Here is a 22,589-nt window from a genome sequence, read left to right as displayed (position 1 = left end):
AGAGGGGCAAATGGTGACCCTGATACAGCGGCCGCGCCAGTCCCATGGTCAGCCCGGGTGGTACACAGTGCGGGCATCATTGACCCACCTCAACCGAGACCGAGAGACACGATGGAGACCACGCCCCACCCCGCCCCCACGCTCGTCGACCCGCGCACCAGCTTCCTGGAGGAAAAGGCCTTCAAGTCGCGCACCGTCCTGCTGTTCGGCGCCATCACCGACGTCACCGCGCAGGACACGGTGCGCCGCCTGATCGCCCTGTCGGCCGAATCGAAGGATCCGATCAACCTGCTGGTGTCTTCGCCCGGCGGCCACCTCGAATCCGGCGACACCGTGCACGACGTGATCCGCTACATCGAGGCGCCGGTCAACATGATCGGCACCGGGTGGGTGGGCAGCGCCGCCTGCCACGTCTACCTCGCCGTGCCGCGCGAACGCCGCGTCTGCCTGCCGCAGACCCGCTTCCTCATCCACCAGCCCAGCGGCGGCGCCGGCGGCCAGGCGACCGACATCGCCATCCAGGCCCGCGAGATCGTCAAGGCGCGCGAACGCATCGCCGGCGTCATCTCGCGCGAGACCGGCCAGCCGCTGGACCGCGTGCTGTCCGACATCGAGCGCGACCGCTGGCTCTCGGCCGAGGAGGCCATCGACTACGGCCTGGTGGGACGCATCATCCAGAACCAGGCCGACCTGCGCTGAGGACACTCGAGATGCCTCATGTCGTCGTGAAGATGTGGGCCGGCAAGACCGAGGCGCAGAAGCAGGCGCTGGCCCAGGCGATGGTCGAAGCGCTCAAGGCCGCCGTCGGCTCCAGCGATTCGTCGATCTCGGTGGCGATCGAAGACGTCGCGCCCGAGCAATGGATGCAGCAGGTCTACGAGCCCGAGATCGCGCCCAGGCTGGAGTCGCTCTACAAGAAGCCGGGTTACGGGCCTGCCGCGTAGCCCGGGATTCGCCCGCGCCCCCTTTTTTCGTCACAGATGACGGATTTCGACGTTCCATCTCGTTCTCTCAGGTGAGGCGGGTCGCTCGCGCGGCCTGCCTCACCCCATGGAGGTCAAGATGAACCCGAACAAGGCGGGTCTGGTGGTGGCGGCAGTGGCGGCCCAATGGGTGTTGGCCCAGGCGCCCGTGCCCCTCGTGAGCACGAACACACGTAGCCGCATCGAGCCGGGCCATTCGATGCCGAAGCCGTCGCCCGGCACGAAGGCCAGGACCGAAGGCGGCCACCCTTTGCCGGTGGCCGCCCATCTCGGCCCGCTGGCGCTCAACCGCTGAAGGACAGGCGCCCCAGCGTCTCGGCGAAATGTCGGCCGAACAGGCGGGCCGTCTTGATGTCGCCTGGCACGAAGGCCTCGGGGGCCGAGGCCTGCGCGGCCTGAGTCATCAGGCCGGACCCTGAGCCGAGCCGGTTCGGCGCCTCGTCGTACGGCACGCCCGCCAGCTCGCCCTCATCGCCCTCGGACAGGCCCTGAGCCGGCAGCGTGGCCACCGGCCAGGTCGGATCTTTCCGGCTGAGCGGCAACCTCCGGGCCCAGCCCGCGCACACACCGCCATGCTGCCTGTGCGGCGACCCGGGAGGCCCTCCATGCCCACGATCCGCAACGCCGCGCTCACGCTGGTGGCCTGGGGCTGGTGCGCCGTGGTCCACGCGCAGGCCGAGCCGGCCGGTCCGACCCACGTCATCGTCCGTCCGGCCCTCGGCGGCTTCATCCTCGGCTACGACATCGACCAGGCCGGCACCACCGGCTTGCTGGCCGAGGCCGTGACGCTCGGCGACGGCAACCATGACATCGCGGTCGAGACCTTCGACCAGGCCACCGGCAAGATCCTCCACCGCGTGCGGGTGAAGCGGGACACCAGGAACGACTATGTGGTGTTCGGCATCTTCGGCAAGCAGCGCACGGGCCTCGTCGAGTTCGAGCATGTCAGCGACCTGTTCGTCGACAAGCGGGTGTACTGGACGATGGATCCGGTCGACGTGAACGACTTCACCGGCCACTGGACGCCGCCGCTGCACAAGGCCGACCACATCATCACGGCGCTGGCGCCGAACCAGGGCTTCGACGAGACGGTCGCGCTGGGCTTCAAGAACAACGGCAGCGACTTCGCGTCGTACGTGTTCAGCACCAACGTGTCGGCCAACACCTTCGGCCCGCTTTATCGCCTGGACGACCCGGTGTTCGACTGGAGCCATTCGCCGGTGATCGCGATGGACCAGGTCAAGCGGCGCGCCGTCATCGGCTCATCGGACGGCTGCTTCGGCTGCAGCTCGCGCATCGGCCTCGTGGACCTGGACACCGGCACGCTGCTGAGCTTCTTCGGGCCGGGCCTCGGCTTTCTCAACGGCATCGCGGTGGACCCGAACACCGGCGTGGCCTGCACCACCAGCGAGGGCGATTTCAGCGTCGAGTTCTACGACCTGGACAAGCGGCTCGGCTTCAAGGTGGTGCTGCCCGGCGCCACCAGCCAGGCGCAAAGCGGCAGCGCTGTCGCGGTGGATCCGCTGCACAAGCTCTTCCTCGTCGGCCAGCCCATCTCCAGCACCGCGCCCAGCGGCAGCAGCATCCACGTCTACGACGAGAAGGGCCACCTCGTGAAGTCGCTCGACGGCTTCCAGCTGCCTTCCAGTCCGGCCTTCATGGCGCTCAAGCCCAGCGAGCGACGCGGCTTCGTCATCACCGCGCCGAACCTGGACACCTTGCAGGGTTTCAGGTACTGACCCTGAAGCTCAGGCCGCCGTGTAGGCCGTCTTGACGGTCGTGTAGAACTCGGCGGCATAGCGGCCCTGCTCACGCGGGCCGTAGCTGGAGCCTTTGCGGCCGCCGAAGGGCACGTGGTAGTCCACGCCTGCGGTCGGCAGGTTGACCATCACCATGCCGGCCTGCGAGTGGCGCTTGAAGTGCGTCGCGTGCTTGAGCGAGGTGGTGGCGATGCCGGCCGAGAGGCCGAAGGGCGTGTCGTTGGCCAGGTGCAGGGCCTCTTCGTAGTCCTTGGCGCGCATCACGCTGACGACCGGGCCGAAGATCTCGTCGCGGTTGATGCGCATGTCGGCCGTGGTCTCGGTGAAGAGGGCGGGGCGCAGGTAGTGGCCAGGAGCGCCCGCGCTGTTGGTGGCGATGCGCTCGCCGCCGATTCGCCTGGCGCCCTCCTGCTCGCCGATGGCGATGTACTCCATGTCCTGGGCGAGCTGGCTCTCGTCGACCACGGGGCCGATGTCGGTGCCGGCCTTTCGGGCATCGTCCACCTTCAGGGCCTGCATGCGCTCGGCGAGGGCGGCCACGAACTGGTCGTGGATGCCGTTGGTGACGATGAGGCGCGAAGAGGCCGTGCAGCGCTGGCCGGTGGAGAAGAAGCCGCTGTTGAGTGCGGCGTTCACGGCCACGCCGAGGTCGGCGTCGTCCAGCACCACCATCGGGTTCTTGCCGCCCATCTCGAGCTGGAAGCGAGCGAGCCGGGCCGCGCAAGCCGCGGCCACGCGCCCCCCGGTGGCGGCCGAGCCGGTGAAGCTGATGGCCGCGACACGCTGATCCTCCAGCAGCACCTGACCCACCTGCGAGCCGGGGCCCATCACCAGGTTGAACACGCCCGGCGGCAGGCCGGCGCGCTGCAGGATGTCGGCCAGCGCCCAGGCCGAGCCGGGCACCAGCTCGGCGGGCTTGAGGACCACGGTGTTGCCGTAGGCCAGGGCGGGGGCCAGCTTCCAGGCCGGGATGGCGATGGGGAAGTTCCAGGGCGTGATGAGGCCGACGATGCCGAGGGCCTCGCGCGTCACCTCCACGCCTACGCCGGGGCGCACGGAGGGGATGACATCGCCGCCGATGCGAAGCGCCTCGCCGGCGAAGAACTTGAAGATGGCGCCGGCGCGGCCGACCTCGCCTATGGCCTCGGGCAGGGTCTTGCCCTCCTCGCGGGCGAGCAGGTCGCCCAGCTCGGCCTTGCGGGCGAGGATCTCGCTGCCGGCGGCATCGAGGATGTCGAAGCGCTGCTGCGGCGTGCTCTGCGACCAGGCGGGGAAGGCCTGCTGGGCGGCGGCGACGGCCTCGCGCGCCTGGGCGGCGTCGGCCTGGGCGTACTCGCCGACCAGGTCGCGGGTGTCCGAGGGGTTGATGTTGCGGATGACGCGCGGGCCTTCGCGCCATTCGCCGGCGATGAGGTTCTTGAACATGTCGTGGGTCCTCGGTTTATTCCACCCCGTTCGCCCTGAGCCTGTCGAAGGGCCGTCGAGCGGCGTGTGGGCCTTCGACAAGCTCAGGCGGAACGGGAAAGGTGGGTTCAGGTTCTACGGCTGGAGGCCGTGCGGGCCTTCGACAGGCTCAGGCCGAACGGTAAGGGTCGGCTCAGGCTGCGAAGTCACCGCACCATACACGGCCGCTTGTTGTCGAACTTCCAGCCGGGGATGAGGTATTGCATGGCGATGGCGTCGTCGCGGGCGCCCAGGCCGTGCTGCTGGTAGAGCGCGTGGGCCTTCTCGACCTCGGCCATGTCCAGCTCGATGCCGAGGCCGGGCCTGGCGGGCACGTGCACCAGGCCGCCTTCGATGGTCATCGGCTCCTTCGTCAGGCGCTGGCCGTCCTGCCAGATCCAGTGGGTGTCGATGGCGGTCACCTTCCCGGGCGCCGCGGCGCCGACGTGGGTGAACATGGCCAGCGAGATGTCGAAGTGGTTGTTGGAGTGCGAGCCCCAGGTCAGGCCCCAGTCGCGGCAGGTCTGGGCCACGCGCACCGAGCCGGCCATGGTCCAGAAGTGCGGGTCGGCCAGCGGGATGTCGACGGCCTGCAGCGACAAGGCGTGGACCATCTGGCGCCAGTCGGTGGCGATCATGTTGGTCGCCGTGGGCAGGCCGGTGGCGCGACGGAACTCGGCCATCACCTCGCGACCGGAGAAACCCTCCTCGGCGCCGCACGGATCCTCGGCGTAGGCCATGACGCCGTGCAGGTCCTTCAGCACGCGGATCGCGTCCTTCAGCAGCCAGCCGCCGTTCGGGTCCAGCGTCACGCGCGCCTGCGGGAAGCGCTCGTGCAGGGCGCGGATGGCCTCGACCTCTTCCTCCGGCCGCAGCACGCCGCCCTTCAACTTGAAATCCTCGAAGCCGTAGCGGGCCTGCGCGGCTTCGGCCAGGCGCACGACGCCTTCGGGCGTGAGCGCGGGCTCGTGGCGCACGCGGAACCAGTCGTTGTCGGCGCCGGGGTCGCTGGCATAGGGCAGGTCGGTGGCGTTGCGATCGCCCACGTAGAAGAGGTAGCCGAGCATGCGCACGGCGCCGCGTTGCTGGCCCTCGCCGAGCAGCGCCGCCACCGGCACGCCGAGGTGCTGGCCCTGCAGGTCGAGCAGCGCGGACTCGACGGCCGTCACCGCATGGATGGTGGTGCGCAGGTCGAAGGTCTGCAGGCCGCGGCCGCCGGCGTCGCGGTCGGCGAAGCGCTCGCGCATCTGGTTCAGGATGGCCTGCAGGTCGCCGATGGGCCGGCCCTCGACGAGGGCGCGCGCATCCTCCAGCGTCTGCCGGATCTTTTCGCCACCGGGCACCTCCCCCAGGCCGGTGTGGCCGGACGAGTCGGTGACGATGACGATGTTGCGGGTGAAGAAGGGGGCGTGGGCCCCCGACAGGTTCAGCAGCATGCTGTCGCGGCCCGCGACGGGCACGACGCGCATCTCGCGGACGCTGGGGGAGTTGTTCATGTGAAAACCTCGATGTTTCGCTACTGGTCTCGCATGCCGCCGCGTGAACCAAGGGCCACCGCGGAGCCGGCTCTGCCGGGCCGCCAGTGGCGCCCCCTTGAGGGGGTGGGCCGAAGGCGCTCCGGGGGTGGGCCCATCAATCTGCGGTGATCTTCCCGGTTTCGATGACCAGCTTCCAACGAGCGTACTCCGCGGCCTGGAAGGTGGCGAACTGCTCCGGCGTGTTGGCGACGATCTCGAAGCCCTGCTCCTGCAGCTTGGCTTTGACCGCCGGGTCGTTCAGGCCGGCGACCAGCGCCGCATGAAGCTTGGCCTTGATGTCCGCCGGCAGGCCCTTGGGAGCGGCCACCGCCTGCCAGGAGTAGACGTCCACGCCCTTCACGCCGGCCTCGGCCATGGTGGGCACGCTGGGCAGCAGCGCCGAGCGCTTGTCGCCGGTGATGGCCAGCGCCCGCAGCTTGCCGGCGTTGATGTGCTGGACCACCGCGTTGATGTTCTGGAAGGAGGCATCGACCACGCCGCCCAGCAGGTCGGTGATGGCCGGCGCGCCGCCCTTGTAGGGCACGTGCACGGCGGAGGTGCCCGTCTGCTGCCAGAACAGCTCGGCCGTGAGGTGGTCCGACGAGCCGTTGCCGGACGAAGCGAAGGTCAGCTTGCCCGGGTTCTTCTTCAACTCGGCCAGCAGCTCGCCAACGCTCTTGAAGGGCGAGGCGGCCGGCACCACCAGCACGTTGGGCGCCTGTACGGCGACGGTGAGCAGGTCGAAATCCTTCAACGCGTCGTACTGCACGCCCTTGATGAGGTGCGGCGCGATCACGTAGGGGCCCAGCGACGAGACGAGCAGCGTGTAGCCGTCGGCCGGCGCGCGCTTGACCTGCGCCGCGCCTATCGTGCCGGTGGCCCCGGCCTTGTTGTCGACGATGAAGCTGCCGCCGAGCTTCTCTTGCAGCTTGGGTGCGAGGGTGCGGGCGATGGTGTCGGTGGAGCCGCCGGGCGGGAAGGGCACGACCAGCGTCACCGGCTTGTCGGGATAGGCCGCCTGTGCGCCGGCGGTGGCCAGGGCGAATGCGGCGAGGCAGAGGAGTTTTCGGAACGGCATGTCGTGTCTCCTGGTGATGTCGGAAGGTCCGCTCACTGCGGACCGAGGCGGGCGATGAGCGCGCCCAGCTGCTCGACCTCGGCAGGCTTGAGGTCGGAAAGCGGCGGGCGCACCGGGCCTGCCCCATGGCCGGCCAGGGCCGCGCCGGCCTTGACGATGCTCACGGCGTAGCCCTCGCCCCGGTTGCGGATCTCGAGGTAGGGCAGGAAGAACTCGTCGATCAGCCGGCCGGTGGTGGCCGTGTCGCCGGCGGCGTAGGCGTTGTAGAACTCCATCGCGGTGCGCGGGATGAAGTTGAAGACCGCCGACGAGTAGGTGGGCACCCCCAGCGCCTGGTAGGCGCGGGCATAGACCTCGTGGGTGGGCATGCCGCCGATGTAGACGAAGCGCTCGCCCAGGCGCTGGCGGATCTGCACGATGCGCTCGATGTCGCCCAGGCCGTCCTTGAAGCCGATGAGGTTGGGGCAGCGCTCGGCCAGCCTGGCGAGCGAATCGGCGTTGAGCCGGCAGCCGCCGCGGTTGTAGACGATGACGCCGAAGCGCACGCTCTTGCACACCGCCTCGACGTGGGCGACCAGCCCCTCCTGGCTCGCCTCGGTGAGGTAGTGCGGCAGCAGCAGGATGCCCTGCGCGCCCTGGCGCTCGGCCTCCTGCGCGTACTTGATGGCCAGCGTGGTGCCGCCCCCGGCGCCGGCCACGATGGGCACGCGGCCGTGGCAGGCCTGCACGGCCGTCTTCACCACCTCCGCGTACTCGGCTGGCTCCAGCGAGAAGAACTCGCCCGTGCCGCCGGCGGCAAAGAGCACGGTCGCACCGTAGGGCATGAGCCACTCCAGGCGCTCGGTGTAGCCGCCCGGGGCGAAGCGCAACTCGCTGTCGAAATCGGTCAGGGGAAAGGACAGCAGGCCGCTGGACAGGGCCTGGCGAAGTTCTTGGGGCGACATGGGCGGCGGACGGAGTGGCGACGTAGGACATCGTACAACTGGCCACGGAAACTGGCATACGCAGTTCTACGATCCCCGGCCGGATCCGGCCGCACGGCCCCCGGGGCCGCCGGAAGGTCCAGGCCGCGCGGCGTGACGTTGGCGAGCCGACTCCTCCGTCAAGCCGGCCCGGCGCCTTCGGCCGCCCGCCTTCGGCGCTCCTTGCTGTTGGACAGGTGGGTGCGCATGGCCGCGCGGGCCGCCTCGGCGTCGCCCGCCGCGATCGCATCCAGGATGCTCTCGTGCTCGGCGTTGACCCGCTCCAGATAGGCCCGCCGTTCGGCGCTGGGCGGCTCCCCGGGCTCCAGCCGGGCGCGCGGGATGATGCCTGCGCCCAGGGTGCCCATCAGCTCCACGAAGTGCCCGTTGCCGGTGGCCCGGGCGATTTCGAGGTGAAATTGGAAGTCAGCGCCTACTGCGTCTCTTCCCTCAGCGACTGCAGCATTGAAGGCCGCGATGGCCTGGCGCATGGCCACCAGGTCAGCCGGCGTGCGGCGCTGCGCGGCGAGGGCCGCGCCTTCGGTCTCGATGCCGATTCGCAGCTCCAGCACTGCGACCACGTCGCGCAGGGTCTGCAGCTGTTGCTGGCCGATGTGGAAAGCGCCGCCTTCGCCCAGGCCGACCACGAAGGTGCCTATGCCGTGGCGCGTCTGCACGGTGCCGGCCGCCTGCAGGCGGGAGATCGCCTCGCGCACCACCGTGCGGCTGACGCCGAACTCGGCCATGACGGCGGCTTCGGTGGGCAGCTTGCTGCCCTGCGGCAGGCGGCCGTCGCGGATGCGGTCGCCCAGGGCTTGCACCAGCTCGTGGGTCAGGTTGCGGGCGCGTCGCAGCGGCGGCGAGGGGGAGTGAGCGCTCATGCGCCATCATAAGTTGTACGACGACATCGACAACGTCGCCCGCCGGGGCATGCAGCTTGCCCTCCTGCCAGGCAACCAGTTTTGTGGAGACGGTCATGCCTGCCCTCACCGAGTCCGACCTGTCCGCGCTGCGCGAGGCGCTGGTCAAGCGAGAAGCCCTGCTGCGCGCCGAGGTCGGCGCCATCGAGGACGAGAAGAACGACCTGCCCCGCAGCGTCCCCATGAGCCATGTCGAAGACCAGGCCGAGCGCGGCGAGGAGCGCACCCGCGAGGCCCTGCGGCATGCCGAGCAGGAGCGCGACATCTACGAGTTGCGCGACATCAGCGCCGCCCGCGTCCGCATGGCCGACGGCCACTACGGCATCTGCGAGGACTGCGGCACCGACATCCCGCTCGCCCGGCTGCAGGCCCAGCCCACCGCGTCACGCTGCGTGCCTTGCCAGGAGCGCTTCGAGACCTCGCACGGCATGGTGCCCAAGGTGCAGCTGCCGCCGCTGGTGGATTGACCCGCCGCTGATCACATGGTCGCGCGACGCCCCGGCCAGTAGGCCCCTGCATAGCCGCGGTACGGGTTGCCGTAGACGCGCCGGCCGCCCGCTTCGTGCTCGGCCATGAAGGCCTGGACGGCCTCCGGCGTGCCGCCCTTGAACATTTCCTTGAGGATGCCCTCGGGCAACAGGTGGCGGTAGCGCACCGGCACGCCGGCATAGGCCGCGCCCTCGGGCAGGTCCGGCGGCAGCTCGGTGGGGTCGAGAAAGCGCGCCTCGCGCCATTCGCTGTCGTAGTGGCGCCGCACGCGCTTGGCCGCGTCGAGGATGCCCTCGATCACGTCGGACAGGGTGCGCCCGCTCACCGTCGCCTGCCACGAGGCGCGCAGGAACAGCAGCTCGTGCGGGTCCACGCCCGGGCATTCGCCGCGGTACGCCGCGGTCAGGCAGTGGTCGCTGGCGGCCAGCAGGCGCTGGGTCTCGGTGGGCTCGCGCTCGAGCAACTCCAGCACCTGTCCGAGCGAGGAGCCGCGCAGGTAGTTCTCGGCCGACTGTTCGTAGCCCGCGTCGCCGGGATGGTGGTGGTCCACCCGCGCCACCGGCTCGCGACCGACGAGCCGGCATTCGACGAAGACCGCCGGCGCCTTGGGGTGCAGCAGGGCCGGGCGCGGGATCATGTCCGGTCCCACGTTGACGACCGCATCGGCCTCGTACGCTGTCTGCGGGCTGCAGCGCCGCTTGCCCTTGGCCGCATGCACCCGGGCCCGGCCGGACGAATCCACCACCCGCTCGATCTCGCGCATCTCCGGGTCCTGCGCGCCGAGCACGAAGGTGACGTCCTTGTCGATCATGGCGGTGAAGTCGGCAAGCGCGATGCCGGTCGATGCGGGCGTGCCCTCATCCGGCCCGCCGGAAAGTGAGGTTGATCCGGCAGCGGCCGGTGGCCGGATGCGCTGCGTCACCCACCGGCAGCACGCCGTGGTAGGCCAACCGCGAGGGGCCGCCCCAGACAACCACGTCGCCGTGCACCAGCGACAGGCGACGCGGCCGCTCGCTGCGCTTCAGCCCGCCGAAGAGGAACACCGCCGGCAGGCCGAGCGAGACCGAGACGATGGGCTGGCCGTGGTCTTGCTCGTCGCGATCCTGGTGCAGGGTCAGCCGCGCGCCGGGCTCGTAGCGGTTGATGAGGCATGCGTCAGGCATGAAGCCTTCGAAGCCGGCGGCTTGCGAGGCGCGGGTCGCGAGTTCTCGAAACGACGTGGGCATCGCGGGCCATGGGCGTCCGCTGTCCGGGTCGGTCGGGCTGTAGCGGTAGCCGCGCCCGTCGCTCACCCACCCGAGCGGACCGCAGTTGCTCATCGCCACCGACATGCGGTAGCCGCCCGGCGTCACGAGGTGCCGCAGCGGCGCCTCGGCCAGCACCTGCTGCACGTCGGTCAGCAGCCGCGCGGCCTCGCCCCGGGCGAAGCCGTGAAGCCACCAGGCGCCCGGCGCGATGGCCTCGCGGGCCGGGTGCTCGAAGAGGCTGTCCTGGGCTGCAGGGGCGTGCATGGTGACATTGTCGGCGCTTGCACGCCCCGGCGACTCAGCCGTTCACCGACGCCATGCCGGCCTCCGGATAGCGTGCACCGGCCACGGCATGTTCGGCCAGCAGCGCTTCCAGGTGGCGGCGCGCGTCGTCTTCCAGCTTGACGCCGGCGGCGACCGCGTTCTCCTCGAGCCTGTCGATGCTGCGCGTGCCGGGGATGGGGACGATGTCCGGCCCGCGGTCGAGCAGCCAGGCCAGCGCGAGCTGCGCCGCGCTCAGCCCGCGTTCGGCGGCGAGCGCCTTCACCGCATCCGCCAGCGCCAGGTTGTGGGCGAAGTTGCCGCTGGCGAAGCGAGGGTTCTGGCGCCGCCAGTCGTTGGCCGCCAGGTCGTCCGGCCGGCGGATGCTGCCGGTGAGGAAGCCGCGGCCGAGCGGGCTGTAAGGCACGAGGCCGATGCCCAGCTCGCGCAGCGTGGGCAGGATCGAGGCCTCGACGTCGCGCGTCCAGAGCGAGTATTCGGTCTGCACCGCCGCGATGGGGTGGACGGCCGCGGCGCGGCGGATGGTTTCGGCCGAGGCTTCAGACAAGCCCAGGTGGCGCACCTTGCCGGCCTTGACCAGCCCGGCCATCGCGCCCACCGTCTCCTCGATGGGCACCTGGCGGTCGACGCGGTGCTGGTAGTACAGGTCGATGTGGTCCACGCCCAGACGCTGCAGGCTCGCATCGCAGGCGGCGCGCACGTACTCGGGCCGGCCGTCGATGCCGAGCATGCGGCCATCCTCGGCGCGCACGTTGCCGAACTTGGTGGCGAGCACGATCTCGTCTCGCCGCGTCTTCAGCACCTTGGCGAGCAGCCGCTCGTTGGCGCCCACGCCGTACATGTCGGCGGTGTCGAGGAAGTCGATGCCGATGTCGAGCGCCCGGTTCAGCACCGCCAGCGACACGGCCTCTTCGGCGCCGCCGTAGAAGTCGGACATGCCCATGCAGCCGAGGCCGAGGGCGGACACGCTCAGGTCGCCCAGACGGCGGCGGGGAAAGGATGCGGAAGCGGTCATGCGGATCTCCTTGTGCAAGTGCCGCCATGTTGTGCCGGGGCAGCGCACTCGCGTGAGCGAGATCCTCGCGGATGCTTGCCCGATCCTCCGATGCGGCGCCCACCCGGCTTGGCGGGGTATGGCGTGCGGACCAGAATCGCCTTCATGAGACCGCAGAGCCGCCTCAAGGGCGAATTCCCCCTCGGGGGGACGGCGCGCAGCGCCACGGGGGCGCCATGAGCCAGGACCTGCTGGCGCCCATGCCCACCGACGAGCAAAGGCTGCGCGCCGAGATGATCGCGATCGCCGCCGAGTTCACGCCCGGCGACGGCGTGCATGCCACGGCCATCGAGCCCTTGCAGCTGATCCGCGCCAGCGCGCCGGCCCAGCCATTGCCCGCCGTCTACGAACCGGGCCTCGTGCTGGTGCTGCAGGGCCGCAAGCGGGCCCATCTGGGCCAGGAGGTGCTGACCTACGACCCGCTGCACGCGCTGGTGGTGTCGGTGACGATGATGCCGAGCGCGCAGATCATCGAGGCCTCGCGAGAAGCGCCCTACCTGTGCGTGCGCCTGCGTGCCGACCCGCGCGAGCTCGCCTCGCTGGTGCTCGATGCCGGCATCGCGAGCACCCCGGCCGTCCAGCCGCCTACGGCCCTGCAGCGCGGGCTGCAGCTGGCCCGCAGCTCACCGGGTCTGCTGGACGCGCTGGCGCGCCTGCTGCGGCTGCTGCGCACGCCGGCCGACATCCCGATGCTGGCGCCGCTGGCCATGCGCGAGATCTTCTACCGCGTACTCACTGGCGAGCTGGGGCCGCGCCTGCGCGCGCTGGCGGTGGCGGAGAGCCATGCCCAGCGGATCGCGCGGGCCATCGAGCTGGTCAAGCGCCGCTTCGACGAGCCGCTGCGCATCGAGGAGGTGGCGTCCGCCGCGGCGATGAGCCCCTCGACCTTGCACCAGCATTTCAAGCAGGTCACGTCGATGTCGCCGCTGCAGTACCAGAAACAGCTGAGGCTGCACCGCGCACGCCAGCTGATGCTGGCCGACGGGCTGGACGCCGCGGCGGCGGCACACCGCGTGGGCTACGAGAGCGCCTCGCAGTTCAGCCGCGAGTACCGGCGCCTGTTCGGCGCGCCGCCGCGAGCGGAGATCCGGCAGACCCTGGGCAGCGACTGAGTCAGCCTCCGGCGCCGACTGAACATCGGACCTTGATGGCGGCAGGCGGTCGCGGCGACACTGCGTCGCCGCTAACTCATCGCCTGCATAGCATGACGACTCCACCGCCGCGCAGCTACCGCTACTACGACCTGATCATGGCCGCCTTCGTGTGCGTGCTGCTGTGCTCGAACCTCATCGGAGCGGCGAAGGCAGCGACGCTCACGCTGCCCATCCTCGGCACCGTCACCTTCGGCGCGGACCTGATGTTCTTCCCGCTGTCGTACATCTTCGGCGACATCCTGACCGAGGTCTACGGTTACGGGCGCGACCGGCGCGTGGTGTGGGCCGGCTTCGGCGCGCTGATCTTCGCGGCCTTCATGGCCTACGTGGTGGTGCACCTGCCGCCGGCGAAGAATGCCTTCATGGACGTCTACCAGACGCAGATCGAGGGCGTGTTCGGCAACACCTGGCGCATCGTCGCCGGCTCGATGATCGCGTTCTGCGTGGGCAGCTTCGCCAACAGCTTCGTGCTGGCCAAGATGAAGATCCTCACCGGCGGGCGCTACCTCTGGATGCGCACCATCGGCTCGACCATCGTCGGCCAGTTCTTCGACACCGCGCTGTTCTTCATCATCGCCTTCTGGGGCATCTGGCCGCAGGAGCAGCTGATCGCCGTGACCATCACCCAGTACCTGTTCAAGACGGGCTGGGAGGCGCTGATGACGCCCATCACCTACCGCGCGGTCGGCTTCCTCAAGCGGGTGGAAGGCGTGGACCACTTCGACCGCGACACCAACTTCACGCCGTTCAGCCTGAAGGTTTGATCCCCTCCGGCCGGAATGGCGAATAGTTGACCATATCGACAACTATTAACAAACTGACGGCACTGATCCCACCAGGAGCCGCACGATGAGACCCACCCCGCCCGACTGGCCGCGCATCTCGTCCGGCCTGCACTACCGCGAGGCCGCGAAGATGATCGACTGGCTCTGCGAGGCCTTCGGCTTCGAAGTGCGGTTGAAGGTCGAGGGCGAGGGCGGCCGCATCGAGCACAGCGAGCTGACCTACGGCGATGGCCTGATCATGGTGGGCGAGGAAAGGCTGGGACCGAACCCGAAGTTCGGCACCCCGATGCTGAGCCCGCTCTCGGCCGGCGGCGTGACGCAGTCGCTGATGATCTACGTGGACGACGTCGATGCGCACTTCGCCAGGGCCAAGGCCGCCGGGGCGAAGATCATCGCCGAGCCCGAGCTGCACGACTACGGCGACGATTACTGGGCCGACCGCAGCTACGGCGCGCTCGACCCGGAGGGCCACATGTGGTGGATCAGCGAGCGGGTGCGCGGGTGAGCGAAGACGCCGCGCTCGACAGCGCCCTGGCGGCGCTGGCCGACCCGACGCGGCGCGCGGTCGTGCAGTTGCTGCGCCAAGGCCCGCGCCGGGCGGGCGAGCTCGCCGCGGCACTCGAGCTGACGCCGCCGGGGCTCTCGCGCCACCTGCGCGTGTTGCGGCGAGCCGGGCTGATCGACGACGACGAGCCGGAGGACGATGCCCGCGTGCGTTTGTACCGCCTCGAGCCGGCGGGCTTTGCGCCCTTGCGCGACTGGATCGACGAGCTGGACGCCTTCTGGGGCGACCAGCTCGCGGCGTTCAAGGCCCATGCTGAAAAGCCGGCCGCACCGCCGTCGAGACGAAGGCGCCCCCCGGCACCGCCCGCGCGAAGGAAGGCCCGATGACCGCCGCTGCCCCTGGCGATCGCGCCCGTGCCATGGCCAGCGTCGCGGTCACGCCCGAGGCGGCGTTTGCCCTGTTCACCGAGCAGATGGACCTGTGGTGGCGGCGGGGGAGGCGCTACCGCATCGCGCCTGGGGACCGAGGGCTGATGGCGATGGAGCCTCGCCTCGGCGGCCGCGTCTTCGAATCCTGGCACGACGACGCTGGCGTGGAGAGGGTCCGCGAGATCGGCCGCGTGCAGGTCTGGGAGCCGCCGCATCGGCTGGTCTTCAGCTGGCGGGCCGCCAACTTCGCGGCCGATGAATCGACCGAGGTCGAGGTGCTTTTCTCGTCGACGGAGTCGGGCCACACCCAGGTCAGCGTGGAGCACAGGGGCTGGGCCTCGATCCGCCCCGACCATCCGGTGCGCCACGGCGAGGAGGTCGCCGCATTCATCCGGACGATGGGGATGTGGTGGGGCGACCTGCTGACGGCGCTTCGTCGAAGGGGCGCGTCCTAGGGCCCGGCTGGCGGACCCGCCGCCGCAGCGGCGCAGCGCCGCCGAGGCGATGCTCAGGCGGCGCGCGCAGGACCGGCGGCCCACGCAGCCACCTGCGATGCCGCCATCGCCCCGCTGACGCGATCGACCTCGCGCCCGCCCTGAAGCTTGACCATCGTGGGGATGCTGCGGATGGAAAAGCGCGAGGACGTGCGCGGGTTGTCGTCGCTGTTGACCTTGGCGAACAGCACCCGGCCCTTGAGCTGAGCCGCGGCCTGGGCGAAGTGCGGGGCCATCTGCCGGCACGGGCCGCACCAGGGGGCCCAGAAGTCGACCACCACGGGCAAGGGGCTGGCCGCCACGACGCGGTCGAAGTTCGCGTCGGTCAGCTCCACCGGATGGCCGGGCAGCAGCTCGGCGCCGCAGCGGCCGCAGGTCGGATCCTCGCCCAGTCGGGCGCGGGGAACACGGTTGGTGGCGCCGCAGCCGGGGCAGGCGACGAGGGCCGCGTCGGCGGCGGGGTGGGCGGTGCTGCTCATCTGGCCCAACTGGGGGCGAAAGCCGATCCGTCAAGCGGCCTCGACGACCTGGCGCAGCCGCTCGGCGATCTCGTCGCCCACGTGCTGCATGAACACGCGCACCCGGGCGGTGTCGCGCAGGTCCGGGTGGGTCAGCATCCACACCGGCACGGTCATCTCGGGCAGGACCTCCGACACCGCCACCAGCTCCGGATGGCTGGCCTCCATGAAGCAGGGGAGCACGCCCACGCCGATGCCCGTGCGCAGCATCGCGGCCACGGCATTGAAGATGTCCACCCGCACCCGGACCCGGGCGGTGGCGAGGTGCTGCCGCATCCAGCGGTCGTAGACCCGGGTGCGGGCATCGCGCTCGAAGGCCACCCAGGGCGCATCCCGCAACAGCTCGGGCAGGGGCGTCACGCCCTGCGGCAGGCCCGGAGCACCTCGCAAGGCGTAGACCTTGCACGGTGCGTCGCCGAGCGGGCGGCCGACCAGGTGCTCGGCGACCTGGTTCGAAAGGCGCAGCGCCACGTCGGCCTGGCGGGTCGACCAGCTGGTCGAGGATTCAGGGCTGCGGCGCGCCAGGTCGACGAGGAAGGCGTTCTCCAGCACCTCCACCTCGATGCCCGGATAGGCCCGGGCGAAGGAAGCCAGGGGCGCCGGCAGCAAGTGCTCCATCACGACGAAGGCGGTCGTCAGGCGCAGCTGGCCGGTGAGCTCGCGGTCGCGGCCCTGCACGCGTCGCTCGATCTCGTCCGCCTGGTCGGCCATCCGCCGCGCCTGCTCCAAAAGCAAGGCACCGGCCTCGGTGGGCTGGTAGCCCTGGCGCAGGCGCTCGAACAAGCGGGCGCCCAGGCGCGCCTCCAGCGCATCCAGCCGGCGCAGCACGGTGGTGTGGTTGACGCCCAGCTGCCGCGCCGCCGCGGCCAGCGAGCCCCCTTGGCCTATCGCCAGCGCATAGCGCAGGTCGCTCCAGTCAAGATCCGGCATGACCGGAGTATGTGTGCGAATTCGCAGGTTGGCACTGCGCAAGGCCGCATTGCGGGCAAATCTGCCGCGCCCTACAGTGGTCGAATCCTTTCGTTCTGCGGGTAATCACTTAACCCATGGACTCCCCCCGCCGCCCCCTGGGCAGCCTCGAAGCCTGGCCTGGCGAGTCGCTACGCCAGCCGTTGCGGCTGCTCGAAAGGCCTCGCGCGCGCGCCGAGGTCCGCGCCACAGACAGCCGCGCCGGCGCAGCCAGCCCGCTGAGCGGCTGGCTGCAGCGTTTGCGCCACGCGCTGCTCGCGGGCTGATCCGCGACGGCTGCCGACACCACGGCGGAATAATCCGCCGTGCCCGCGCGTATGCCGGGGGTGAGCGCCCCTGATCCGTTTCGCCGACAGCTGCTCGAGGCCCTGCCTCGCCTGCGGCGCTACGCGCGCACGCTCGACTTCGACTCCCACGCGACCGACGACCTGGTGCAGACCACCATCGAGCGGGCGCTGACGCACTGGCACCAGTTCGACCAGCGGCGCGACATGCGGGTCTGGCTGCTGTCCATCGCCCACAACGCGCATCTCGACCGCCTGCGCCGCGACCGGCGGCTGGCGATCGTCGACCCGGCCCAGCTCGCTGAATCGGCGGTGGCGGCCGAGGGCTCGTTCGGCGCCGACCCCGGCGTCCAGACGGCGCTTCGCATGGACCTCCTGACCGCCTTGGCGCGCCTGTCACCTCCCCATCGCGAGGTGCTGTTACTCGCGGGCGTGGAGCAGCTGAGCTATGCGGAGTGCGCGGAGGTGCTCGGCGTGCCCCAGGGCACGGTGATGTCGAGGCTGTCGCGGGCGCGGGCCGAAATGCGCGCGGCGCTGGATGGAAACCGGCCCGGGCCGAACGCGCAGCCCGGCCTGCGCAGGGTGGTCTGAGGCAGACGACGATGGCGACGAACGGGCTTCATCCTCCTGACGACGAGCTGCTGTCCGCCTGGCTCGACGGCGAGCTGGACGAGACCACCCACGCCCGCGTGCAGGCCTGGCTGGAACAGCATCCCGAGGACGCGGCACGGGTGCGGCTGTGGGCCGCCGACCGCGAAGCCTTGCAAAGCCGCCTGGATGCCGAGCTGGACGAGCCGGTGCCGCCGCGATGGGTCGAGCTTGTCGCCGCGCGTACGCAGCGGGGCTCCCGGCCTCTACCGGGCGGCTGGCAGTCCTGGGCCGCCGTTCTCGCGATGTCGAGCGCGCTCGCGGGCGCGGCCGGCGGTGCCTGGTGGGGCCGCCAGCATCCGGGCCGGCCGGATGCGGTCGCCGCCAGCCTGGCGCCTTGGCCGCAACTCGCCGCGGCAGCTCATGCGGTCTACGTGCCCGAGACGCGTCATCCGGTGGAGGTGGCCGTCGAAGGTGATGCCGCCACCCAACGCGCCCAGGAGGAGCATCTGGCGCGCTGGCTGACCAAGCGCCTGGACGTGCCGGTCAAATTGTTCGATTTGCGGGCGCAGGGATTTCGACTGGTCGGCGGTCGCCTCCTGCCCGAGGCCCAGGGCCCGAGCGCCCAGCTGATGTACGAGGACAGCCAGGGCCTGCGCGTGACCGTCTACCTGCGCCGCAAGGGCGCGGACGCCGCGGCCGCCTTCCGCTACGAGCAGGTCAACGGGCTGGGGCTGTTCTATTGGGTCGAGGGGCCGGCGGGCTATGCCATCGTCGGGCCGCTGCCGCGCGAGCGCCTGCTGGCGCTGGCGGAGGTGATGGCGCGTCAGGAGCCTTGAGTCGCGGCCGGCCGCCCGGCGAACTCAGGGATGGTCCTTGTAGGACTCCATCGGCAGGGTGACCGAGTAATCGCTCGGCGTCGCCCCGCCACGGCCAGCCCCCGCGGGAGCCGGCGCACCACTGTTGCCGCCGCCCATCGAGCTGTGCCGAGTGGGCCCGCCGGATTGAAGCGCGCCCGGGGCGGAGCTGCCGGCACGGCGGCCTTCCTGGCGATAGCGCTCGATCTCGGATTCAAGGGCCTTGACCTGGTCTGCATGCGACTTGTTCAGCCCGTCGACCTGCTCGACCAGCGTGTCCATCAGGTGCGAAAGCTCGTTGGCATGCTTCTGCCGGAGCTCCTCGAGCTCGCGCTCCTGGCGCAGCCTGTCGCTCTGGCGCTCCTGCTCGCGCTCCTGCTGCTGGCGCGAGTTCGCTTCGGCCAGCGACTTCAGCTGGGACGACAGCTGGAGGTTGGCGGCGCGCAGGCGCTCGAGCAGGCGCTGCTGCGGCGTGGCGTCGCGCCCGTTGGATTCGATGGGTGCGCCGGCCGGCAGTTCGGAGGCGGGGTCGGGCCTGCTCTCGCGCGCCTGGGCCGGAGTTGCCCGCCCACGCTGGCGCACCGCGCCGAGCATGATGCCGAGCGCCAGCCCGACCACCACGGCCACCAGGGGCCAGATCCATCCCGCCATGTCGTTCATCTGTGTAGGCCCTTCATCGGGCTCGCGCCATCACCCCGCCAAGGCTGGCGGTCACCCATGGAATCATTGTGAGGCCTAAGCACGGGTCGCGCCATCCTCGGCTGCCAGGGTGTTGTAGTCGGCCCCTACGCCGGCCGCAGCCGCGGTTTCCACGCGCCTGACAGTCCGGCAACGAGGCCCTCCTAGAATCCGCGCCCATGCCTTCCTCGCCCTTGCCGGGTCCGGCGGCCGGGCCGGCCGGCCCGGCCGCCCGGCCGCACGGCGGTGCACTCGCCGCACTGCACCGTCTCGTCGTCGTGGCCCTGCTCGGATTCGCCTCCGGGCTGCCGCTGGCGCTCACCGGCCAGGCGATGCAGGCCTGGCTCACCCTGGACGGGCTGGACCTGAAGACCATCGGCTTCCTCAGCCTGGTCGGCCTGCCCTACACCTTCAAGTTCCTCTGGGCGCCGCTGATGGACCGCTTCGACCTGCCCGGCCTGGGCCGGCGGCGCGGCTGGCTGGTGCTCACGCAGCTCGCGCTCGGGGCGGCGCTGTGGGCGATGGCCGGCGTGTCGCCGCGCACCGAGCTGGCGCTGTTCGGGCTGATGGCGGTGGCGGTGGCCTTCCTCTCGGCCTCCCAGGACGCCGTCTACGACGGCTACCGCAGCGACCTGCTGCCGCCGCGCGAACGCGGGCTGGGCGCCTCGCTGAACACCATGGGCTATCGCATCGCGATGGTCGTGTCGGGCGGCATCGCCATGATCTGGACCGACTCGGTGCAGGGCAGCGGCTGGAGCTGGCCGGAGGTTTACCGGCTGATGGCGGGGCTCATGGTCGGGGCGGCGGTGCTGAGCGCCTTCGCACTGCCGCGCGTGGCGGCTCCGCCCGCGGCCTCGACGCCGATGCGGCGCGACCTGCTCGGCTTCCTGGCTGTCGTGGCGGCGGTGGGCGTGGGCTATGTCGCGACCCAGTGGTTGTTCGCATTCGCCCATCACCAGCTCGCCGGGCCCCTGGCCAGCCGGCCCGGCGCCCGCGGCTGGCTGGACCTGGTCCTGCTGCTTGCCGGCATCGGCTTCACCCTGCCGCTGGCCGCCTGGGCGGCGCGCAAGGCCCGGTTCGAGACGCTGCTGTCCGGGCTGTCCAACTACTTCGCCCAGCCCGGCGCCACGGCGATGCTCGTCTTCATCGTGCTGTACAAGCTGGGCGACGCCTTCGCCGGCTCGCTGATGACGCCGTTCCTGCTGCAGGGCATGCATTTCGCGCAGGCCGAGGTGGGGCTGGTCAACAAGGTGCTGGGCATCTGGCTGTCGGTGCTCGGCGCGCTGGTCGGCGGCGCGCTGATGCTGCGCCTGGGCCTGTGGCGCGCGCTGTTCGTCTTCGGCGTGCTGCAGATGGCCAGCAACCTGGGCTTCTGGTGGCTGGCCGTGAACGGGGCGGGCGCCCTGGCCGGGTTCACCATGCCGCCCTTCGACCTCGGCTTCGTGAAGCTGGCCCAGCCCACGCCGATGGACGGCGGGCTGATCCTGGTCATCGCCGCCGAGAACCTGACCGGCGGCATGGGCACCGCGGCCTTCGTGGCGTTCCTGATGAGCCTGACCAGCCAGCGTTTCTCGGCCACCCAGTACGCGCTGCTGTCGGCCTTCGCCTCGGTCGGCCGGGTCTGGGTCGGGCCGCTGGCGGGAGTGCTGGCGCTGTCGATCGGCTGGCCGGCGTTCTTCATCGTTTCGACGGTCTTCGCGCTGCCCGGCGTGGCGATGTTGTGGTGGCTGCGGCCCACGGTGCAGGCCCTTGAAGTGGACCCCGAAGCCTCCACCATCGCCGATGATTGAGCCTCCACCAGAACGCCGCCCTTGATCCCTCCCACCCCTTCCGACGAAGACCTGCCCCTGCCTGCCCTTGCGATGCACGCTGGCGGTTGCCGCTGCCCGTTGCATGCCCGCCGCCGCGCCACCAGCTGGGTGCTCGCCGGCACGGGCACTGCACTGTGGCCGACGGCGCCCTGGGCCCAGGACGGCGTGCGCGGCGATGTCGGCTCGCGCTCGCGCTTCACCGACATCGTCTCGGCCGACGAGGTCGAGCAGGCCGCGGGCGCGCAGTACGGCCAACTCAAGCGTGACGCCGCGGGCAAGGCCCTGCTGGCGCCCGAGGGCCACCCGCAGCTGCAGCGGCTGCGGGCCATCGCCAATCGAATCATCCCCTTCGCCACGCCGTGGAATGCGCGCGCCGCGAAGTGGCGCTGGGAGGTCATCCTCATCCACAAGAAGGACCTGAACGCCTTCTGCATGCCCGGCGGCAAGATCGCCTTCTTCGACGGCCTGCTTTCCCGCCTGCAGCTGACCGACGACGAAGTGGCCGTGATCCTCGGCCACGAGATGGCCCACGCCCTGCGCGAGCACGCCCGAGAGCGCATGGGCAAGACCGCCGCCACCCGGGTGGGCGCAGGCCTCATCAGCGCCCTGTTCGGCCTGGGCAACCTGGGCGACGCGGCCCTGAGTGTCAGCGCCCAGCTGCTGACGCTGAAATTCAGCCGCGAGGACGAATCCGAGGCCGACCTGATCGGGCTGGACCTCGCCGCGCGCGCCGGCTACGACCCCCGCGCTGGCGTGACGCTGTGGCAGAAGATGATGAAGGCCGCCGAGGGCGCGCCGCCCGAATTCATCTCCACCCATCCGGCCAGCCCCACGCGCGTCCGCGACATCGAGGCCGCGATGCCCAAGGTGCAGCCGCTCTACGCCGCCGCCCCCCGCCCGCCCAAGATCTACGGCCCGCCGTCAGCAACCCCCTGAGGTTCTGAACCGAGGGCGGCGCCCCGTACTCGGCGGATCGGGGCTCCTACCCAGCGCGGCCAGCGCACGGCCGCTCCGAAGCGGCCGCGCCACCCCCTCGGGGGGTGGTCCGCCGTACTCGGCGGACCGGGGGCCCCATTTCACCAGCGCATCGGTAGCCGCCCCTTCAGCCTCAGGCCCTTGTCCTGCACCACGGCCAGGCCGCCCGCCTGCAGGTCCTTCATCACCCGGCTGACCATCTCGCGGGAGCATCCGAGGTGCTGCGCCATCTGATGGTGCGTGAGCCTTTCGGCGACCCACAGCGTGCCGTCTTCCTGCGGCACGGCGGCCGATTCGAGCAGCAGCTTCAGGCGGCCGTAGACGTCGTTCAGGGCCAGCTGCTTGGCCGACACCGTCGCCGCCCGGGCGCGTCGGATCACCTTGGCCAGCAGCTCGAAGGCGAAGGACGGCTCGTCGGCGATGTACTGGGCCAGCGTCGACCGCGTGATGACCGCGCACACGGTATCGACCAGCGTCTCGACGCTGGCCGAGCGCGGCCCGCCGTCGAGGCTCATCTCGCCGATGAATTCGCCGACGCCATAGATGCCGTAGGTGATTTCGCGGCCGTTGTCGCCCTCGGAGAAGGCACGCAGGCGGCCCTCCAGCACGATGTAGAGCGTGTCGCCCTGATCGCCTTCCTGGATCAGCAGCATGCCCTTGCGGTAGCGGCGCACCTCGCCGCGCGCAGCCAGCGCAGCCACGGTCGGCGCCGTGCTGGCGAGTTCAGCCAGCAGGTCGGAGCCTTCGGAAGCCGACGAGTGATTGCGACGGGCAGGCGGCGCCATGGCCGCGATCCTATCGGCCAGCC

Annotated in this window: 28 protein-coding genes; 15 read left to right on the top strand and 13 right to left on the bottom strand. The window is 70.8% G+C overall.

What is annotated here, in order from left to right:
• The first annotated feature begins 111 nt into the window (after positions 1 to 111).
• The 3 genes from ACS5PM_RS10995 to ACS5PM_RS10985 all read left to right on the top strand — a co-directional run bounded on the left by ACS5PM_RS10995 (position 112) and on the right by ACS5PM_RS10985 (position 1,278).
• The gene (locus ACS5PM_RS10995; RefSeq protein ID WP_439387656.1) at positions 112 to 699 is read left to right on the top strand and encodes an ATP-dependent Clp protease proteolytic subunit; all 588 of its coding nucleotides are present in this window, start codon (positions 112 to 114) and stop codon (positions 697 to 699) included.
• An 11-nt stretch (positions 700 to 710) separates the two neighbouring features.
• Positions 711 to 944, top strand: coding sequence for a tautomerase family protein (locus tag ACS5PM_RS10990; RefSeq protein ID WP_439387655.1), 234 nt, complete (start codon positions 711 to 713; stop codon positions 942 to 944).
• 118 nt (positions 945 to 1,062) lie between these two features.
• On the top strand, positions 1,063 to 1,278 hold the full coding sequence (locus ACS5PM_RS10985; protein ID WP_439387654.1) for a hypothetical protein: 216 nt from the start codon (positions 1,063 to 1,065) through the stop codon (positions 1,276 to 1,278).
• On the opposite strand, the gene ACS5PM_RS10980 is transcribed toward ACS5PM_RS10985, so the two are convergent.
• Positions 1,268 to 1,492 (bottom strand): hypothetical protein, encoded by a 225-nt coding sequence (locus ACS5PM_RS10980; protein ID WP_439387653.1) that lies wholly within the window; start codon positions 1,490 to 1,492, stop codon positions 1,268 to 1,270. The two genes, ACS5PM_RS10985 and ACS5PM_RS10980, sit on opposite strands and share 11 nt — an antisense overlap.
• A gap of 96 nt (positions 1,493 to 1,588) precedes the next feature.
• Here ACS5PM_RS10980 and ACS5PM_RS10975 point away from each other — a divergent pair, with 96 nt between their 5' ends.
• Positions 1,589 to 2,722: a hypothetical protein gene (locus ACS5PM_RS10975; RefSeq protein ID WP_439387652.1), complete on the top strand. Its 1,134-nt coding sequence runs from the start codon at positions 1,589 to 1,591 to the stop codon at positions 2,720 to 2,722.
• Between the two features lie 9 nt (positions 2,723 to 2,731).
• On the opposite strand, the gene ACS5PM_RS10970 is transcribed toward ACS5PM_RS10975, so the two are convergent.
• The 5 genes from ACS5PM_RS10970 to ACS5PM_RS10950 form a co-directional block, all read right to left on the bottom strand.
• Positions 2,732 to 4,168 (bottom strand): aldehyde dehydrogenase family protein, encoded by a 1,437-nt coding sequence (locus ACS5PM_RS10970; RefSeq protein WP_439387651.1) that lies wholly within the window; start codon positions 4,166 to 4,168, stop codon positions 2,732 to 2,734.
• A 185-nt stretch (positions 4,169 to 4,353) separates the two neighbouring features.
• Entirely contained in the window at positions 4,354 to 5,682 is a 1,329-nt protein-coding gene (gene gudD, locus ACS5PM_RS10965) for a glucarate dehydratase (RefSeq protein WP_439387650.1), read from the bottom strand.
• 136 nt (positions 5,683 to 5,818) lie between these two features.
• Positions 5,819 to 6,781 carry a Bug family tripartite tricarboxylate transporter substrate binding protein gene (locus ACS5PM_RS10960; RefSeq protein WP_439387649.1) on the bottom strand — a complete coding sequence of 321 codons (963 nt, stop codon included), beginning with the start codon at positions 6,779 to 6,781 and terminating at the stop codon, positions 5,819 to 5,821.
• A 32-nt stretch (positions 6,782 to 6,813) separates the two neighbouring features.
• Entirely contained in the window at positions 6,814 to 7,725 is a 912-nt protein-coding gene (gene kdgD / locus ACS5PM_RS10955; protein ID WP_439387648.1) for a 5-dehydro-4-deoxyglucarate dehydratase, read from the bottom strand.
• Positions 7,726 to 7,883: 158 nt separating this feature from the next.
• The gene (locus ACS5PM_RS10950; protein WP_439387647.1) at positions 7,884 to 8,624 is read right to left on the bottom strand and encodes a FadR/GntR family transcriptional regulator; all 741 of its coding nucleotides are present in this window, start codon (positions 8,622 to 8,624) and stop codon (positions 7,884 to 7,886) included.
• 95 nt (positions 8,625 to 8,719) lie between these two features.
• Here ACS5PM_RS10950 and ACS5PM_RS10945 point away from each other — a divergent pair, with 95 nt between their 5' ends.
• Positions 8,720 to 9,130 (top strand): TraR/DksA family transcriptional regulator, encoded by a 411-nt coding sequence (locus ACS5PM_RS10945; protein ID WP_439387646.1) that lies wholly within the window; start codon positions 8,720 to 8,722, stop codon positions 9,128 to 9,130.
• Positions 9,131 to 9,141: 11 nt separating this feature from the next.
• Here the strand turns inward: ACS5PM_RS10945 and ACS5PM_RS10940 are convergent, their stop codons facing one another.
• The 3 genes from ACS5PM_RS10940 to ACS5PM_RS10930 are packed head-to-tail and all read right to left on the bottom strand — an operon-like array spanning position 9,142 to position 11,696.
• Positions 9,142 to 9,963 (bottom strand): hypothetical protein, encoded by an 822-nt coding sequence (locus ACS5PM_RS10940; RefSeq protein ID WP_439387645.1) that lies wholly within the window; start codon positions 9,961 to 9,963, stop codon positions 9,142 to 9,144.
• 46 nt (positions 9,964 to 10,009) lie between these two features.
• Positions 10,010 to 10,663, bottom strand: a complete 654-nt coding sequence (alkB, locus tag ACS5PM_RS10935) for a DNA oxidative demethylase AlkB (RefSeq protein WP_439387644.1) — start codon at positions 10,661 to 10,663, stop codon at positions 10,010 to 10,012.
• Between the two features lie 34 nt (positions 10,664 to 10,697).
• Positions 10,698 to 11,696: an aldo/keto reductase gene (locus tag ACS5PM_RS10930; protein WP_439387643.1), complete on the bottom strand. Its 999-nt coding sequence runs from the start codon at positions 11,694 to 11,696 to the stop codon at positions 10,698 to 10,700.
• 215 nt (positions 11,697 to 11,911) lie between these two features.
• On the opposite strand from ACS5PM_RS10930, the gene ACS5PM_RS10925 reads away from it, so the two are divergent.
• The 5 genes from ACS5PM_RS10925 to ACS5PM_RS10905 all read left to right on the top strand — a co-directional run bounded on the left by ACS5PM_RS10925 (position 11,912) and on the right by ACS5PM_RS10905 (position 15,062).
• On the top strand, positions 11,912 to 12,847 hold the full coding sequence (locus ACS5PM_RS10925) for an AraC family transcriptional regulator (RefSeq protein WP_439387642.1): 936 nt from the start codon (positions 11,912 to 11,914) through the stop codon (positions 12,845 to 12,847).
• 92 nt (positions 12,848 to 12,939) lie between these two features.
• The gene (locus tag ACS5PM_RS10920) at positions 12,940 to 13,653 is read left to right on the top strand and encodes a queuosine precursor transporter (RefSeq protein WP_439387641.1); all 714 of its coding nucleotides are present in this window, start codon (positions 12,940 to 12,942) and stop codon (positions 13,651 to 13,653) included.
• Positions 13,654 to 13,738: 85 nt separating this feature from the next.
• A complete protein-coding gene (locus ACS5PM_RS10915; protein WP_439387640.1) occupies positions 13,739 to 14,179 on the top strand; it encodes a VOC family protein in 441 nt (146 codons plus the stop codon).
• The gene (locus tag ACS5PM_RS10910; RefSeq protein WP_439387639.1) at positions 14,176 to 14,565 is read left to right on the top strand and encodes an ArsR/SmtB family transcription factor; all 390 of its coding nucleotides are present in this window, start codon (positions 14,176 to 14,178) and stop codon (positions 14,563 to 14,565) included. Before ACS5PM_RS10915 ends, ACS5PM_RS10910 begins: the two co-directional genes overlap by 4 nt.
• Positions 14,562 to 15,062, top strand: coding sequence for an SRPBCC domain-containing protein (locus tag ACS5PM_RS10905; RefSeq protein WP_439387637.1), 501 nt, complete (start codon positions 14,562 to 14,564; stop codon positions 15,060 to 15,062). The genes ACS5PM_RS10910 and ACS5PM_RS10905 overlap by 4 nt, the downstream gene beginning before the upstream one ends.
• 53 nt (positions 15,063 to 15,115) lie before the next feature.
• Here the strand turns inward: ACS5PM_RS10905 and trxC are convergent, their stop codons facing one another.
• On the bottom strand, positions 15,116 to 15,580 hold the full coding sequence (trxC, locus tag ACS5PM_RS10900) for a thioredoxin TrxC (protein ID WP_439387636.1): 465 nt from the start codon (positions 15,578 to 15,580) through the stop codon (positions 15,116 to 15,118).
• A gap of 30 nt (positions 15,581 to 15,610) precedes the next feature.
• Positions 15,611 to 16,549 (bottom strand): LysR family transcriptional regulator, encoded by a 939-nt coding sequence (locus ACS5PM_RS10895; protein WP_439387634.1) that lies wholly within the window; start codon positions 16,547 to 16,549, stop codon positions 15,611 to 15,613.
• Positions 16,550 to 16,665: 116 nt separating this feature from the next.
• Here ACS5PM_RS10895 and ACS5PM_RS10890 point away from each other — a divergent pair, with 116 nt between their 5' ends.
• Genes ACS5PM_RS10890 through ACS5PM_RS10880 form a run of 3 tightly spaced genes read left to right on the top strand, consistent with a single transcriptional unit; the run spans position 16,666 to position 18,299 of the window.
• The gene (locus tag ACS5PM_RS10890; RefSeq protein ID WP_439387633.1) at positions 16,666 to 16,854 is read left to right on the top strand and encodes a hypothetical protein; all 189 of its coding nucleotides are present in this window, start codon (positions 16,666 to 16,668) and stop codon (positions 16,852 to 16,854) included.
• Positions 16,855 to 16,893: 39 nt separating this feature from the next.
• Positions 16,894 to 17,463, top strand: coding sequence for an RNA polymerase sigma factor (locus tag ACS5PM_RS10885; protein ID WP_439387632.1), 570 nt, complete (start codon positions 16,894 to 16,896; stop codon positions 17,461 to 17,463).
• Between the two features lie 11 nt (positions 17,464 to 17,474).
• On the top strand, positions 17,475 to 18,299 hold the full coding sequence (locus ACS5PM_RS10880; RefSeq protein ID WP_439387631.1) for an anti-sigma factor family protein: 825 nt from the start codon (positions 17,475 to 17,477) through the stop codon (positions 18,297 to 18,299).
• 24 nt (positions 18,300 to 18,323) lie between these two features.
• Here ACS5PM_RS10880 and ACS5PM_RS10875 read toward each other — a convergent pair whose 3' ends face one another.
• The gene (locus tag ACS5PM_RS10875; RefSeq protein WP_439387630.1) at positions 18,324 to 18,977 is read right to left on the bottom strand and encodes a hypothetical protein; all 654 of its coding nucleotides are present in this window, start codon (positions 18,975 to 18,977) and stop codon (positions 18,324 to 18,326) included.
• 197 nt (positions 18,978 to 19,174) lie between these two features.
• Here ACS5PM_RS10875 and ACS5PM_RS10870 point away from each other — a divergent pair, with 197 nt between their 5' ends.
• Positions 19,175 to 20,785 carry an AmpG family muropeptide MFS transporter gene (locus ACS5PM_RS10870; protein WP_439387629.1) on the top strand — a complete coding sequence of 537 codons (1,611 nt, stop codon included), beginning with the start codon at positions 19,175 to 19,177 and terminating at the stop codon, positions 20,783 to 20,785.
• Positions 20,786 to 20,806: 21 nt separating this feature from the next.
• Entirely contained in the window at positions 20,807 to 21,742 is a 936-nt protein-coding gene (locus tag ACS5PM_RS10865) for a M48 family metallopeptidase (RefSeq protein ID WP_439387628.1), read from the top strand.
• Positions 21,743 to 21,882: 140 nt separating this feature from the next.
• On the opposite strand, the gene ACS5PM_RS10860 is transcribed toward ACS5PM_RS10865, so the two are convergent.
• Positions 21,883 to 22,566 (bottom strand): Crp/Fnr family transcriptional regulator, encoded by a 684-nt coding sequence (locus tag ACS5PM_RS10860; protein WP_439387627.1) that lies wholly within the window; start codon positions 22,564 to 22,566, stop codon positions 21,883 to 21,885.
• Between the last annotated feature and the right edge of the window lie 23 nt (positions 22,567 to 22,589).

The organism is Ideonella flava (assembly GCF_051857595.1).
Classification (GTDB): Bacteria; Pseudomonadota; Gammaproteobacteria; order Burkholderiales; family Burkholderiaceae_C; genus Ideonella.
The sequence above is the reverse complement of the archived record's forward strand: the minus strand, read 5'-3'. Positions and strand labels throughout refer to the sequence as shown.

Bases quoted from the DNA above. Each gene is read 5' to 3' on its own strand.
- ACS5PM_RS10995 (WP_439387656.1), top strand. From the start codon at position 112: ATGGAGACCACGCCCCACCCCGCCCCCACGCTCGTCGACCCGCGCACC.
- ACS5PM_RS10990 (WP_439387655.1), top strand. From the start codon at position 711: ATGCCTCATGTCGTCGTGAAGATGTGGGCCGGCAAGACCGAGGCGCAG.
- ACS5PM_RS10985 (WP_439387654.1), top strand. From the start codon at position 1,063: ATGAACCCGAACAAGGCGGGTCTGGTGGTGGCGGCAGTGGCGGCCCAA.
- ACS5PM_RS10975 (WP_439387652.1), top strand. From the start codon at position 1,589: ATGCCCACGATCCGCAACGCCGCGCTCACGCTGGTGGCCTGGGGCTGG.
- ACS5PM_RS10970 (WP_439387651.1), bottom strand. From the start codon at position 4,168: ATGTTCAAGAACCTCATCGCCGGCGAATGGCGCGAAGGCCCGCGCGTC.
- gudD (WP_439387650.1), bottom strand. From the start codon at position 5,682: ATGAACAACTCCCCCAGCGTCCGCGAGATGCGCGTCGTGCCCGTCGCG.
- ACS5PM_RS10960 (WP_439387649.1), bottom strand. From the start codon at position 6,781: ATGCCGTTCCGAAAACTCCTCTGCCTCGCCGCATTCGCCCTGGCCACC.
- kdgD (WP_439387648.1), bottom strand. From the start codon at position 7,725: ATGTCGCCCCAAGAACTTCGCCAGGCCCTGTCCAGCGGCCTGCTGTCC.
- ACS5PM_RS10950 (WP_439387647.1), bottom strand. From the start codon at position 8,624: ATGAGCGCTCACTCCCCCTCGCCGCCGCTGCGACGCGCCCGCAACCTG.
- ACS5PM_RS10945 (WP_439387646.1), top strand. From the start codon at position 8,720: ATGCCTGCCCTCACCGAGTCCGACCTGTCCGCGCTGCGCGAGGCGCTG.
- ACS5PM_RS10940 (WP_439387645.1), bottom strand. From the start codon at position 9,963: ATGATCGACAAGGACGTCACCTTCGTGCTCGGCGCGCAGGACCCGGAG.
- alkB (WP_439387644.1), bottom strand. From the start codon at position 10,663: ATGCACGCCCCTGCAGCCCAGGACAGCCTCTTCGAGCACCCGGCCCGC.
- ACS5PM_RS10930 (WP_439387643.1), bottom strand. From the start codon at position 11,696: ATGACCGCTTCCGCATCCTTTCCCCGCCGCCGTCTGGGCGACCTGAGC.
- ACS5PM_RS10925 (WP_439387642.1), top strand. From the start codon at position 11,912: ATGAGCCAGGACCTGCTGGCGCCCATGCCCACCGACGAGCAAAGGCTG.
- ACS5PM_RS10920 (WP_439387641.1), top strand. From the start codon at position 12,940: ATGACGACTCCACCGCCGCGCAGCTACCGCTACTACGACCTGATCATG.
- ACS5PM_RS10915 (WP_439387640.1), top strand. From the start codon at position 13,739: ATGAGACCCACCCCGCCCGACTGGCCGCGCATCTCGTCCGGCCTGCAC.
- ACS5PM_RS10905 (WP_439387637.1), top strand. From the start codon at position 14,562: ATGACCGCCGCTGCCCCTGGCGATCGCGCCCGTGCCATGGCCAGCGTC.
- trxC (WP_439387636.1), bottom strand. From the start codon at position 15,580: ATGAGCAGCACCGCCCACCCCGCCGCCGACGCGGCCCTCGTCGCCTGC.
- ACS5PM_RS10895 (WP_439387634.1), bottom strand. From the start codon at position 16,549: ATGCCGGATCTTGACTGGAGCGACCTGCGCTATGCGCTGGCGATAGGC.
- ACS5PM_RS10890 (WP_439387633.1), top strand. From the start codon at position 16,666: ATGGACTCCCCCCGCCGCCCCCTGGGCAGCCTCGAAGCCTGGCCTGGC.
- ACS5PM_RS10880 (WP_439387631.1), top strand. From the start codon at position 17,475: ATGGCGACGAACGGGCTTCATCCTCCTGACGACGAGCTGCTGTCCGCC.
- ACS5PM_RS10875 (WP_439387630.1), bottom strand. From the start codon at position 18,977: ATGAACGACATGGCGGGATGGATCTGGCCCCTGGTGGCCGTGGTGGTC.
- ACS5PM_RS10870 (WP_439387629.1), top strand. From the start codon at position 19,175: ATGCCTTCCTCGCCCTTGCCGGGTCCGGCGGCCGGGCCGGCCGGCCCG.
- ACS5PM_RS10860 (WP_439387627.1), bottom strand. From the start codon at position 22,566: ATGGCGCCGCCTGCCCGTCGCAATCACTCGTCGGCTTCCGAAGGCTCC.